The 12,356-nt window shown below is 63.6% G+C and carries 12 protein-coding genes; 9 read left to right on the forward strand and 3 right to left on the reverse strand.

The genetic code is table 11. The features are described from left to right. Positions 1–78 precede the first annotated feature (78 nt). The 5 genes from ABE493_RS03655 (at position 79) to ABE493_RS03675 (ending at position 3,801) form a co-directional block, all read left to right on the forward strand. Positions 79–1,263, forward strand: coding sequence for a tetratricopeptide repeat protein (locus ABE493_RS03655; protein WP_346497386.1), 1,185 nt, complete (start codon positions 79–81; stop codon positions 1,261–1,263). Positions 1,264–1,409: 146 nt separating this feature from the next. Next, a complete protein-coding gene (locus ABE493_RS03660) occupies positions 1,410–2,081 on the forward strand; it encodes an energy transducer TonB (protein WP_430980706.1) in 672 nt (223 codons plus the stop codon). A gap of 86 nt (positions 2,082–2,167) precedes the next feature. Continuing rightward, on the forward strand, positions 2,168–2,911 hold the full coding sequence (exbB, locus tag ABE493_RS03665) for a TonB-system energizer ExbB (protein ID WP_057629874.1): 744 nt from the start codon (positions 2,168–2,170) through the stop codon (positions 2,909–2,911). Between the two features lie 47 nt (positions 2,912–2,958). Next, positions 2,959–3,387 carry an ExbD/TolR family protein gene (locus ABE493_RS03670; RefSeq protein ID WP_346497388.1) on the forward strand — a complete coding sequence of 143 codons (429 nt, stop codon included), beginning with the start codon at positions 2,959–2,961 and terminating at the stop codon, positions 3,385–3,387. A gap of 3 nt (positions 3,388–3,390) precedes the next feature. Beyond that, on the forward strand, positions 3,391–3,801 hold the full coding sequence (locus tag ABE493_RS03675) for an ExbD/TolR family protein (RefSeq protein WP_346497390.1): 411 nt from the start codon (positions 3,391–3,393) through the stop codon (positions 3,799–3,801). Between the two features lie 1,303 nt (positions 3,802–5,104). On the opposite strand, the gene ABE493_RS03680 is transcribed toward ABE493_RS03675, so the two are convergent. The 3 genes from ABE493_RS03680 to cls all read right to left on the reverse strand — a co-directional run bounded on the left by ABE493_RS03680 (position 5,105) and on the right by cls (position 7,815). Further along, entirely contained in the window at positions 5,105–5,872 is a 768-nt protein-coding gene (locus tag ABE493_RS03680; RefSeq protein ID WP_346497392.1) for a pyridoxine 5'-phosphate synthase, read from the reverse strand. Next, a complete protein-coding gene (locus tag ABE493_RS03685) occupies positions 5,869–6,177 on the reverse strand; it encodes a hypothetical protein (protein WP_346497394.1) in 309 nt (102 codons plus the stop codon). The genes ABE493_RS03680 and ABE493_RS03685 overlap by 4 nt, the downstream gene beginning before the upstream one ends. A 177-nt stretch (positions 6,178–6,354) precedes the next feature. Then, complete coding sequence (cls, locus tag ABE493_RS03690; RefSeq protein ID WP_346497396.1) at positions 6,355–7,815, reverse strand: cardiolipin synthase; 1,461 nt, start codon at positions 7,813–7,815, stop codon at positions 6,355–6,357. 587 nt (positions 7,816–8,402) lie between these two features. On the opposite strand from cls, the gene ABE493_RS03695 reads away from it, so the two are divergent. The 4 genes from ABE493_RS03695 to ABE493_RS03710 are packed head-to-tail and all read left to right on the forward strand — an operon-like array spanning position 8,403 to position 12,306. After that, entirely contained in the window at positions 8,403–8,918 is a 516-nt protein-coding gene (locus ABE493_RS03695) for a MarR family winged helix-turn-helix transcriptional regulator (protein WP_346497398.1), read from the forward strand. Next, positions 8,915–11,095: an FUSC family protein gene (locus ABE493_RS03700; protein WP_346497400.1), complete on the forward strand. Its 2,181-nt coding sequence runs from the start codon at positions 8,915–8,917 to the stop codon at positions 11,093–11,095. Before ABE493_RS03695 ends, ABE493_RS03700 begins: the two co-directional genes overlap by 4 nt. Further along, the gene (locus ABE493_RS03705) at positions 11,085–11,297 is read left to right on the forward strand and encodes a DUF1656 domain-containing protein (protein ID WP_346497402.1); all 213 of its coding nucleotides are present in this window, start codon (positions 11,085–11,087) and stop codon (positions 11,295–11,297) included. Before ABE493_RS03700 ends, ABE493_RS03705 begins: the two co-directional genes overlap by 11 nt. 10 nt (positions 11,298–11,307) lie before the next feature. Beyond that, positions 11,308–12,306: an HlyD family secretion protein gene (locus tag ABE493_RS03710; protein ID WP_346497404.1), complete on the forward strand. Its 999-nt coding sequence runs from the start codon at positions 11,308–11,310 to the stop codon at positions 12,304–12,306. The last annotated feature ends 50 nt before the right edge of the window (positions 12,307–12,356 follow it).

Raw genomic sequence — 12,356 nt, forward strand, 5'->3', positions numbered from 1 at the left:
TTCTGATACGTTTGTGTGCTCGGTTTCGTTCCGACAGTTTGAATTTCTACCGCCACGGCGGCTCCTTCGAGGTGATACATGATCTTCCGCAGCCAAAAGCACGCCGTGCTCTCCATCCTCATCGCCACTGCATTGGGCGGTGTTGTCGTCGCTGACGCTGCGGCGCAGTCGCGCTCGTCCGAGCGTCGTGGCAACAAGGAAAGCGCCAAGGCTGAAGTGCTGTACCCGGAAGCGACCCGCGTCGACCCGAAGGGCAAGGCCTCCTCGAAGATGGGCAGCAAGCTCAACAAGCTGTTTGCTGCCTACAACAAGCAGGAATACGCGGAAACCCGCACCCTGGCCGATGAAATCATCGCCTCGCCCGATGCCAACGATTACGACAAGGCCGTGGCCAACCAGCTGGGTTCGCAGGGTGCCTACAACCTTGACGACAACGCCGCCGCCAAGCAGTACCTGCAGCAGGCCATCGCGCTGAACCAGCTGGACAACAACGGCCACTTCCAGGCGATGTTGATGCTGGCCCAGCTGCAGCTGCAGGACGACCAGCTCGTGGAAGGCCTGGCCAACCTGGACAAGTACTTCGCCGAGTCCAAGTCGAACAAGCCCGAAGAACTGATCATCAAGGGTCAGGCGCTGTACCAGAGCGAAAAGTACGCCGAGGCGATCCCGGTGCTGAAGGCGGCCATCGCTGCCTCGCCCGAGCCGAAGGACAACTGGAACCAGCTGTTGATGGCCTCCTACGCCGAATCCGGCCAGACCGGTGAAGCGGTCAAGGAAGCAGAAGCGCTGGCGGCCAAGAACCCGGCCGACAAGAAGGCCCAGCTCAACCTGGCCAGCATGTACATGCAGGCCGACCAGATGGACAAGGCTGCCGCAGTGATGGACAAGCTGCGCGCGGCTGGACAGCTCACCGAAGAGCGCGAATACAAGCAGCTGTATTCGATCTACGCCAACACCGACAACAAGGAACGGGACGTCATTGCGGTGATCAACGAGGGCATGTCGAAGGGCATCCTCAAGCCGGACTACCAGACTTACCTGGCGCTGGCCCAGTCGTACTACTACACCGAGCAGGTGCCGCAGGCGATTGAAGCCTGGAGGAACGCGGCCCCGCTGTCCAAGGACGGTGAAACGTACCTGAATCTGGCCCGTGTTTTGCATGCCGAAGGCCGTATTCCGGAAGCAAAGCAGGCCGCGCGTGATGCACTGGCAAAGGGCATCAAAAACCCTGCCGATGCAAACAAAATCATCAACCTGAAGTAAGCAGGAATAACGCCTGAACGGCTGCATTTTTGATGCGCAGCTGGTCAGGATTGGTATAAGCTTGGAGGTTCCTGCGGTGTCATGCACCGCTGAATCAGGGGCGGTTCCACACCACCGTCCCGACCCCACTAAAGAGTTCTTGGCGCATGACGGAACAACTGGTCTTCCACCACAGGTATGACACCCAGAAAGAAACGGGCCTGAGCTGGCCGCGTATCGCGGGTATCGCATTTGTAATCGCACTGCATCTCGCAGCCTTGATGATGCTTCTGATTCCGGCCGTTGCTCCCAAGGCAGCAGCGGAAAAGGAACGCAACGTCATGGTGACGCTGGTCGACGCACCGCCGCCGCCACCGCCGCCGCCGCCGCCGCCGCCGCCGCAGGACACCCCGCCGCCGCCGGTCAAGAACCTGGCGCCGCCGAAGGCTTCGCCGTTGCCGCCGCCGCCGGAAGCACCGGTGATCGACGTGCCGGAACCGCGTCCTAACGACGTGGTGACGCCGCCGGCTCCGCCTGCACCGCCGTCGCCGCCGGTTGACATCCAGGCCAGCGTGGACATCTCGTCCAAGGCCATGAACCCGCCGCGTTACCCGCCGGCTGCATTCCGTGCCGGTATCCAGGGCGAGGTCATCCTGATCATTGATGTCGATGCCAGCGGCAACGTCACCAATGTGTCTGTCGAGAAGTCCAGCCGTAACCGCGACCTCGACCGAGCTGCAATGGAAGCGGCGCGCAAGTGGAAGTTCAACCCCGCCCAGAGCGGTGGATCGAAGGCAGCTGGTCGCGTCCGCGTCCCGGTCAACTTTGCGCTGAGCTGATCCGCGTGGCGGCTTCGATCGCCGCCACCAGGTCAGGTCAACATTAGCTACACCCTTTAACACCACACACAACAAAGGTAAGCGTCATGCTGCAGGAAATTTTCATCGCCGCTGCTGCCGGGGGCAACGCAAACAACGCTCTCTCGCAGATGGGCTTCGAGCATCTGATCCACGAAATGACCACCAAGCCGGGCGACTTCGCCGTTTCCTGGGTTGTTCTGTTGACCCTGGTGATCATGTCGGCCATGTCCTGGTACTGGACCGTCATCAACATCTTCCGTACCGCTCGCCTGAAGTCGGCTGCTGATCGTGTGCCGTCGCAGTTCTGGGATGCCCCGAACGCACAGGACGCCATCCGCGCCATGGAAGAACAGCCGGCTTCGGAGCCGTTCTCCAAGATCGCACTGGACGCTGCCCAGGCTGCCGCTCACCACCAGCAGGCTGGTGCTTCGGAAACCCTGAGCCGTTCGGAGTTCGTTGACCGCGCCCTGCGTCAGGCCGTGACCCGCGAATCCAACAAGCTGCAGGGCGGCATGATCCTGCTGGCCACCGTCGGTGCAACCGCTCCGTTCGTGGGTCTGCTGGGTACCGTGTGGGGCATCTACGGCGCGCTGATCAAGATCGGTGCAACCGGTTCGGCCTCGATCGACGCCGTTGCCGGCCCGGTGGGTGAAGCACTGATCATGACCGCCATCGGTCTGTTCGTGGCTATCCCGGCCGTGTTCGCCTTCAACTTCTTCAGCAAGATCAACAGCGCGACTGTCAGCAAGTTCGACACCTTCGCTCACGATCTGCACGACTTCTTCGCCACCGGTTCGCGCGTTCGCTAATCCGGCAGCTTAAGTAAGTCTTCGCAACGATATAGACGGAGCCCGTTATGGCTTTCAGTAGTGGTAACAGCAGCGGCCCAATGGCCGAGATCAACGTCACTCCCCTCGTGGACGTGATGTTGGTGCTGCTGATCATCTTCATCATCACGGCTCCCCTGATGTCCCATAAGGTCAAGGTGGAGTTGCCGGAAGCCAACCTGATCCAGAATCCGGATACTGCGCCAGATCGCAAGAATCCGATTACGGTGGCGGTCAAGGAAGACGGCAAGCTCTACTGGAACGACGAAGAGGTCTCCAAGGAGACCTTGGAATCCCGTTTCGCGACCGCTGCCCAGCAGACCCCCCAGCCGCCCTTGAATCTGCGTGGTGACAAGACCACCAAGATGAAGGTGATCAACGAGGTCACCAAGATCGCACAGGGTCAGGGCATGCTGGACGTCGGTTTTGTTGCCACCAAAGACAAACAGGGGCAATAAGGCATGGCATTCAGTAGTGGTGGAAACAAGGGCCCAATGGCCGACATCAACGTCACGCCCCTCGTGGACGTGATGCTGGTCCTGCTGATCATCTTCATCGTTACCGCGCCGATCATGACGTATCCGATCGCCGTGGATCTGCCGCAGCGGGTTATCAACCCGCCGCCGCAGCTGCGCGAGCCGCCGCCGCCGATCGACCTGCGCGTCGATTCAAGCAACCAGGTTTTCTGGAACAACAGTCCAGTCAACGTGGGCGACCTGCAGCAGAAGATGGAAGAAGAAGTACAGAAGGATCCGACCAACCAGCCGGAACTTCGCATCGAAGCAAGCCCGGATTCGGAGTACGACGTCATGGCCAAGATCCTGGCCCAGGCGAAGAACGCTCAGATGAAGAAGATTGGCTTCGTGCAGTAAGCAATACTGCAACACCAAGTCATGACGCGACTGGAAAACGCCCTCCTTGTGGGGGCGTTTTTTTTTGCTGTTTTTTTATTGCTTTTTGCCAATGCGTTTGCCAGATACGGTCCTGGAAGCGGCGGGTGCTCCGGCGTAAGCGAAGGCAAAGGTGGCAGAAGTGCAGAAATGCAGAAGTGGCAAAGATGGCAGTAGCGGCAATGGCGGCAGAACAAATGCCGAAGCAGCAGATCAAGCCCCTCTCCCGTTTACGGGAGAGGGGTTGGGGTGAGGGCAGACCGGAGCAGCCGTTTTCAAACGACATCCGATTTTTCCGAAGCCACAAACAGCAGCCCGCAAACCGAGCATTCAGCACTCCCTGCGCTGCTGCCTGGTCACGCGCTTGCCAAAGAAATCGAGCCGGATTCCCAAGCCAGTCCAACGCAGACAGATCTCTGGAAATCCTACGCAGCACCCACTTATCCACAACACATTGTGGATAGCTCAGAGCCGCCGGCGCCGATCACCAACCGCCGGAAAGGCCTGTGGATTACTGCACAACGCTCCACGTGAAAGCCTTCCATTTGAGGTAGACGATCACGGCGAACCCGCACCCTCGGTTGTGGATATCTTCACTGGCATCACTGCTGCTGCGTCATAGCCGCCCTGCCCCACCCTGCGGTCGCGTACATGTGGATAAGCCAACACGGAGTGCCCGCCCGGACTCTTCCGGCTCGTGATGGAGCGGGCAATCCACCGCCTGAATCCCAGAGGTTCCGCATCAGAAACGGCATTTTCGCACCGGCTTACAAACGCCCGAAAGCGCAGCCTGAAAGTTCCAGAAATCTATAAATCGGCGAAGAAGGCCGAACATAAGCGGCGTATAGCCGACATTGATTCGGAATTACTTCATCACTTGCCAAGCCGAGCCTGCACATGCCGGGATTACCAGCAGGACGTCAGTCGCTACAGGCCGATTGCATGGGTGCGATGGAAGGTGGTCGTACGCACCCATGAAGCCGCCGTGCTGCCTGTGGATAAGGTTGCCGTGCACATGCCGCAGGGCCAGATTTGGCAAGCTGCGGGCGTGACTCGAATGCCGCTATTTAGCTTATCCACACTGCTGAGCAGTTCAGTCAATGCCCTACGAAATGCTGTGGAAACGTATGTGGATAAGTGTGTGGATGCAATTTCATCCCTACCCTGCCAGCGCGGCCGCCGGGTCGTAGCGGTTGCCGTCGCGGAGTAGCGCGCGCCAAGGGCGTTGGGGGAACGCAGCGCTGTTTCCTGGCCTTGGCTGTGCCACAGGCGAACCTGGACCGGCTTAGCTGCTCAGGTTCTCGGCTTCGGCAATGGCTGCCAGATAGCCTGCCACGCTCGCTTCCAGCCCGGTATACAGGGCTTCGCTGATCAAGGCGTGGCCGATGGAGACTTCCAGCACATTGGGGACGTGGGCGAGGAACGCGCTCAGGTTGGCCTGCGACAGGTCGTGGCCGGCGTTGACGCCCAGCCCCGCTGCCTGCGCGCGGCGCGCCGCGTCGGCAAACACGGCCAACGACTCCCAGGGATCGCCGGCAGCATGCGCTTCGGCGTAGGGGCCTGTGTATAACTCGACGCGATCGGCACCCAGCACAGCGGCCTGGGCGATATCCGGATTGCCCGCATCAACGAACAGGCTGACCCGGCAGCCATAGGACTTCAGCGTAGCGATCAGCGGCCGCAGGCGTGCGCCATCGCGGTCGAAATCGAAGCCATGATCGGAGGTCAGCTGGCCATCGCTGTCGGGCACCAGCGTGGCCTGTGCCGGACGGGTCTGTTCGCACAGTTCGAGCAGGCCGGGATAGCCCTCGCGCGGCGGCGCGAACGGGTTGCCCTCGATGTTGAACTCGACGCCGTGTTGCTGGGTAAGCGCGGACAGCATCAGCACGTCGGCGGCGCGGATATGCCGCTGGTCCGGGCGCGGGTGCACGGTGATGCCGTGCGCGCCGGCACGCAGGCAGGTCATTGCCGCGCGAACCACATCCGGATCATTGCCGCCGCGCGAATTGCGCAGCACGGCAATCTTGTTGACGTTGACGCTGAGCACGGTCATGACTGTGGCAGCTCACGGTCGCCGGCAGCAGGGCTTGCCGGCGCTGGCGTGACCGCCGGTGCAGGCGCTGCCGTGGCGGGCTCGGCAGCGGGGCGCAGCTGCGCGCGCAGGGCCTGCAGTTCGGCGGCATGCAGCGGCCGCGGCACGGTGTTCATGCCACCAAAGCGGGCCACGTACAGGCCTTTGGCCCACAGCAACAGGAACACCAACGCCGCAAGCAGGGCCAGGACCAGCAGCCAGCTGTGGGTGGTGGAGAAGGCGAGCAGGAACGCCCCCAGCGCAAGCAATAGAAACAGCCAGTACATGACGATCTCCCCATCAGAGGTGTGCAGTGTAACGGCGTGGGCTGTGCCGATTCCACGCCGTCCCGCCCGCGTGGCCGCTGTACCTGCGAATGGGTAAAACGGGTGAAACGGTGGACAAGCCGCCTGCCCGGCCGCGCACGGCTGCAACGCCGGACGTGGGCGGTTGCGCTGCCGGGGTTACAGCAGCGGCGAGGCCAGCCGCGCGAAGGCTTCGGGCAGGCGCTTGCGCCACAGCGAGCGGTCGCGGATGGGCTGCACTTCTTCGGCGCTGTCGAACTCGGCCTGCAGGATGGCCTCCAGTTCGCCGGTGAGCTTGCGGTCGGTGTACATCATCGACAGCTCGAAATTCAGGCGGAAGCTGCGGTGATCGAAGTTGGCGGTGCCGACGATGCAGGTGTCGTCGTCGGCGATGAAGGCCTTGCTGTGCAACATGCGCGGGCCGTATTCGAAGATGCGCACACCCGCTTCCAGCAGCTCATCGAAGTAGGAGCGCGCGGCCAGGGTGACGAACCGGGAGTCGCTCTGCTTGGGCACCATCAGGCGTGTGTCCAGCCCACCGAGCGCGGCCGAGGTCAGGGCCATGCGCGCGGCCTCGCCGGGCACGAAGTACGGAGTGACAAGCCAGACCCGGCGCTTGGCTTCCTGGATGGCGGCCACATGCAGGCGGTGGATCGGCTCCCAGGCCGAGTCCGGGCCGGATACCAGCACCTGCGCATCAATGCTGCCCTGCGCGCGGCTGGGTACATCGGCCGGGAACAGGTCGGCGCGCTCGAATGCCTCCGGGCCCTGCTCGGTGGCATAGATCCAATCCTCCAGGAACACCAGCTGCAGGCTGAGGACAACCTGGCCGCGGATGCGCATATGCAGATCGCGATAGGCATTGGGGTTGCGGCTGTCGTCTTCCTCGTCGGTGACATTGATGCCGCCGGTAAAGGCCACCTCGCCATCGACCACCACCAGCTTGCGGTGGGTACGCATGTTCAACCACGGCCGCTTCAGCGGCTTGAGCAGCTGGCGCGGATGGAACCAGGCGACCTCCGCGCCGGCATCAAGCAGCGGCTGCAGGAAACGCTTGCGGATCTTGGACGAGCCCACCGCATCAAGCAGCAGGCGCACCTTGATGCCAGCGCGCGCGCGTTCCACCAGTGCATCGCGCATGGCGGTGCCGGCGTGGTCCGGCTCGAAGATGTAGTACTCCAGGTTGACGTGGCGGCGCGCTTTGCCGATGGCGTCGATGATCGCCGCATAGGTGGCCGCGCCATCCAGCAGCCAGTCGACATCGGTGGCGGTGCTCGGGGACAGGCCGGTGGTGGCCTGCCCTACCCGTGACAGTTCGGTGCAGTTGGCATCGGGCGGGCATACCGCGTCATAGGTGCTCATGCCCTCGCGGGAGCGGCCACGGCGCAGGCGTTGGCGCACGATTTTCTGTGGCCCGATCAGGTAGAACACGAACAGTCCGATATACGGCAGCGCGGCCAGCGACAGGATCCAGCTCAGCGTCGCCACCGGCTCGCGCTTCTGCAGCACGATGTAACAGGCCAGCACGAGCAGATAGGTGAGGTAGGCGGCGGCCAGGATCTGGGCGACGTAGGGAATGCTGGACAGACTTGTCCACAGGTCTTGGAGGGCTTCGCGCATCCGCCGATTCTAGCCATGCCGAGGACGACCGGGGCCCTGGTTGTTCTTGCGGGCTTGTGGGAGCGGCGTAAGCCGCGAAGCCAGGGATCTATCCGGCTTCAAAAAGCCCGGAGCAGGCGAGGCACCGGGCATGTACAGCGCGCGGCGGGAATGTCAGCTTCGCGGCTGACGCCGCTCCTACATGTGAGCCTCTGCGCAGCCTGCGGGCATCCGCCGACCAGCCGCTGTTTTGTAGGAGCGGCGTCAGCCGCGAAACCAGGGAACTATCCGGCTTCAAAAAGCCCGGACCAGCCGAGGCACCGGGCATGTACAGCGCGCGGCGGGAATGCCAGCTTCGCGGCTTACGCCGCTCCCACAAGCACACCTCTGCGCAGCCTGCGGACATTGGCCGCCCAGCCGCTGTTTTGTAGGAGCGGCGTAAGCCGCGAAGCCGGGGATCTATCCGGCTTCAAAAGCCCGGACCAGGCGAGGCACCGGCCATGTACAGGGCGCGGCGGCAATGCCAGCTTCGCGGCTTACGCCGCTCCCACAAGCCTCGCTGTTGTTTGTGCGTTGCATCAATTACTACATAAGTGTAATATACCGGGATGGACAAACCCCTTCCCGCCGCCGGCGGCTATGCCAGCATCGACCAGAAGCTGGCGATCAGCAGCCGGCGCCATCCCGGCTTTCCGCGTGACCAAGCCATGCTGGCGCGGCTGATCAAGCTGGTGCACAAGCTGTTCTGCGACCACGGCAACCAGCTGATGCGCGATTACGGTATCTCCCACCCGGAGTACAACGTGCTGATGATGCTGGATGGCTCCGAGCAAGGCCTGAGCCCGTCGGAGATCAGCGAGGCGGCCAGCGAGAAGTCGTCCAATGTCACCCGCCTGATCGACCAGCTGCTGGCCAAGGACCTGGTCAGCCGCGAACCCAGCGCCGAGGACCGGCGCAAGCTGGTGGTGCGGTTGAGCCCGGCCGGTGAACAACTGATCGAGCAGGTGATGCCGGCGGTGATCCAGCAGCTGCAGCGGTTCTTCAGTGGCGTCGAGCCGGAAGAACTGCGCCACACCGAAACCGTGCTGACCCGCATCCTGATCGGGCTGGAACAGCAGCCATGAGCACCCGCCCGGCTGAGCACGCGCCGGACGCGCAGAAGTCTCCTGACACGAAGTCCCCCAACACCTTGCTGCATACCTTCGCCCAGGCCATGAGCGGCGAACGCGCGGTGTGGGCCTACATCGGCAAGGTGCTGGTGGCCCTGTACCTGTCCGGCTGGATCGCGATGCGGCTGGGCATGAGCTCGCCCGGCACCGCGATGATCACCGTGCTGGTGGTGATGAACCGCAATACCGGCATGGTGCTGGCCAAGGCGTTCTACCGTGGCGTAGGCACCGTGGTGGGCTGCGCGATGGCGGTGCTGATGGTGTCGGTGTTTCCGCAGAGCCCGGTGGCGCTGGTAACGGTGATGGCGCTGTGGGCCGGCTTCTGTGCCGGCGGCTCGGTGTGGAGCCGTGGCATGGCCTCGTATGGCTTTGTGCTGTCCGGCTACACCGTGGCGATGATCGTGTTTCCGGTGCTCAACCACCCGCAGAACATCCTCAACAGCGCGCTGGAACGCACCGGCGAGGTGCTGCTGGGCATGGCAGTGACCAGCGTGGTGTTCGACGTGCTGTGGCCCAACCGCCTGCGCGCCGGCCTGCGTGCGGCCGATGACGGCAACCTCAATGACTTTCTCGGCTTCGTCGCCGATGCCATCGGCGGCCGGCTGCAGGGCTTCGAGGTGATCGAGCGCACCCAGAGCCGCGTGGTGCAGGGCGCAATCCAGTTCGAGGATCTGCGTGCCATGGCCTGGTTCGATGACCCGATCCTGCGCAGCAGCAACGGCCAGCTCAAGCTGATCAACCAGCACTTCATGGCAGCCACATCGCGCTTCCAGGCGCTGCACCACCATATCGATAGGCTGCGCCGCAGCAAGGATGAAGCCCTGGTCGCGGCGATCCGGGCAAGCCTGAAACCGCTATCGCAGCTGCTGGACGACAGCACTCTGCGCGATGACGTGCCGGCGTTGGCCAAGGCCTTGCAGCATTGGTGTGGACAACTTGATGGAGTGTTTGCCCGCGAACGGCGCGCGCTACCGGTAGACCTGCAGGCCGGCTTCGACGCCAGCACCTTGCTGGTGCGCCGTTTCGCCGAGGAGTTGCAGGCCTATCTCGGCGCCAAAGCGCGAATGGAAACCGGCCATGGGCGCCTGCGCGTGGGCGCACCACGGCTTAGCAAGGTGCGTTTCAGCCGCGCCAACGACTGGTATGCGATTGCCCTGGCGGCCGTGCGCTGCTTCGTGGTGATGCTGGCCTTGTCGCTGCTGTGGTTGAGCAGCAGCTGGAACCAGGGCGGCCTGGCGGTGTTCGGCATGGCCGCGCTGGTGGCGATGTCTTCGGCTGCACCGGATCCGCTATGGGTGGTGCGTCGCGCCACCATCGGCCATGTGATCGCGCCGTTCTTCGCTCTGCCAGGCTTCGTTGTGATGGCACTGGCCAGCGACTTTCCGATGCTGGTGCTGTTGACCCTGCCGTCGATGATCGCCTCGTTGTACATCTCCACCCGGCCGCGCTTCGCGGTGATTGGCATGGCGTTGAACGTTGGCATCCTGGTGTCGTGGAACATGGGCCCGCATTTCCATCCCAGCGCGCAGACCTACCTGGACAACTCGTTGACGCTGGCAGTCGGCGCCTTCATCGCAACCGGCGTGTTCATGCTGGTGCCAGGCCTGCCCGGCAGCAAACAGCGCCAGCGGCGCCTGCTGGAGCGCCTGCGCGCACAGGTGCAGCTGGCGGTGACAGCGCCCCTGCCCGGCCTGTTGCCGAAGTTCGAGAGCGTCAGCCGCGAACTGTTCCAGCAGGTAGCCAGCCGCACCACGCCGGGCAGCCGGCCGTCACGGCAGCTGTTCGAATGGGCCTTGCTGGTCCACGAAACCGGGCATTGCGCGATCGACCTGCGCCACGACCTGGCCGAGCAACAACTGCCTGCCACGCTGCGCACCCTGATCGAACAGGCACTGGCACAACTGGGCCAGCTCTACCGCGAACCGCAAGCACGCACCCTGCGTGATGCCAAGGCCAGCGTGCGTGCCGCACTGAGCGAACTGGCCGGCCCACAGCCGCAGGCGCTGCGCGCGGTGCGCGATCACCTCTACCTGCTGCAGATGAGTCTGGATGACAGCGCCTCGGTGCTGGCCGCCTATGTGCAACGTTCCCGCCGCCAGCAACGCCTGAAGGAGGCCCGTCATGCCGTTTGAAGTTTCCATGGGCGGTATCTATTTCCCCGGCGCGCTGGTGCTGGTGGTGCTGCTGCTGCCGTTGTTCGGCCTGCTCGATTACGGCCTGGGCCGGGTTGGTCTGTACCGCCGCGCGCTGCACCCCTCGCTGGTGCGGGTGGCCTTGTTTGCCAGCATTTACTGCATGGCGCTGTTGTTGCTCCTGCCACACTTTTCTGATTGAGGATGTACCGATGAAAACCGCCAGCCTGATACGAGGTGGTGTCACCAGCGTGGTGGTGCTGCTTGCCGCAGTGCTTGCCTACGTGGTCTGGCACCAATACATGCTTACGCCATGGACGCGCGATGCACGCCTGCGTGCCGAAGTGGTGCGTCTTGCGCCGGATGTGTCCGGCCTGGTCACCGAGGTGGCCGTGCATGACAACCAACTGGTCAAGAAGGGCGAGCTGCTGTTCGTCATCGACCGTGACCGCTATGCCCTGGCGGTGGCCAAGGCCGAGGCCGATCTGCAGGCCGCTGAAGCCGCTGCACGTGCGGCGGGCGCCTCGATTTCCGCCGCCAGTGCCGGTGCCAACGCCAGCCAGGCCGAGTTCCAGATGCGCCAGGAGCAGGCACAGCGTCGCGCCCAGCTCGACGGCATCGTCTCGCGCGAATCGCAGGCCGATGCCCGTGCGGTAGCGCAGGCCGCACAGGCCAGCTGGAAGCAGGCACAGGCCAGCGCGCATGCCGCCAGCGCTGGCAGCCAGCAGGCCAGCGCGGCCCTGCAGCAGGCGCGCGTCATCCTGCAGCAGGCACAGCTGGAGCTGGCACGCACCGAAGTACGCGCAAGCGCCGACGGCACCATCACCAACCTCGACGTGCGCGTGGGCGACTACGCCGCCGCCGGCCAGGCGCGGATGGCGCTGGTCGCCAGCGAAGGCATGTGGGTCTACGGCTACTTCGAGGAAACCAAGCTGCCGAAGATCCATCGCGGCGACCTTGTGGATATCCGCCTGATGGCCGGCGGCCTGCACCTGCGGGGCAAGGTCGAAGGCATTGCCACCGGTGTGGCTGATGCAGCCGGCCCTACCGGCAGCAATCTGCTGGCCGAGGTCGAACCTACTTTCAACTGGGTGCGGCTGGCACAACGCGTGCCGGTGCGGGTGAGCATCGACCCGGCCTCGGTACCGGCCGATGCCGTGCTCAGCGCCGGCATGAGCGCCACCCTGGTGATCAAGCCCAAGGCTGGCTGAAGCGCGCGCTGGATGAATGCGGCTTGTCGCAGATCCTGCGACCAAGCCGC

This window comes from Stenotrophomonas terrae, assembly GCF_039674165.1.
Taxonomy (GTDB): Bacteria; Pseudomonadota; Gammaproteobacteria; order Xanthomonadales; family Xanthomonadaceae; genus Stenotrophomonas; species Stenotrophomonas terrae_A.

Coding starts and splice junctions, on each gene's coding strand:
- ABE493_RS03685 (WP_346497394.1), bottom strand. CDS start 6,177: ATGTACTGGCTGTTTCTATTGCTTGCGCTGGGGGCGTTCCTGCTCGCC.
- ABE493_RS03670 (WP_346497388.1), top strand. CDS start 2,959: ATGGCTTTCAGTAGTGGTAACAGCAGCGGCCCAATGGCCGAGATCAAC.
- ABE493_RS03675 (WP_346497390.1), top strand. CDS start 3,391: ATGGCATTCAGTAGTGGTGGAAACAAGGGCCCAATGGCCGACATCAAC.
- ABE493_RS03680 (WP_346497392.1), bottom strand. CDS start 5,872: ATGACCGTGCTCAGCGTCAACGTCAACAAGATTGCCGTGCTGCGCAAT.
- cls (WP_346497396.1), bottom strand. CDS start 7,815: ATGCGCGAAGCCCTCCAAGACCTGTGGACAAGTCTGTCCAGCATTCCC.
- ABE493_RS03705 (WP_346497402.1), top strand. CDS start 11,085: ATGCCGTTTGAAGTTTCCATGGGCGGTATCTATTTCCCCGGCGCGCTG.
- ABE493_RS03695 (WP_346497398.1), top strand. CDS start 8,403: ATGGACAAACCCCTTCCCGCCGCCGGCGGCTATGCCAGCATCGACCAG.
- ABE493_RS03710 (WP_346497404.1), top strand. CDS start 11,308: ATGAAAACCGCCAGCCTGATACGAGGTGGTGTCACCAGCGTGGTGGTG.
- ABE493_RS03700 (WP_346497400.1), top strand. CDS start 8,915: ATGAGCACCCGCCCGGCTGAGCACGCGCCGGACGCGCAGAAGTCTCCT.
- ABE493_RS03655 (WP_346497386.1), top strand. CDS start 79: ATGATCTTCCGCAGCCAAAAGCACGCCGTGCTCTCCATCCTCATCGCC.
- ABE493_RS03660 (WP_430980706.1), top strand. CDS start 1,410: ATGACGGAACAACTGGTCTTCCACCACAGGTATGACACCCAGAAAGAA.
- exbB (WP_057629874.1), top strand. CDS start 2,168: ATGCTGCAGGAAATTTTCATCGCCGCTGCTGCCGGGGGCAACGCAAAC.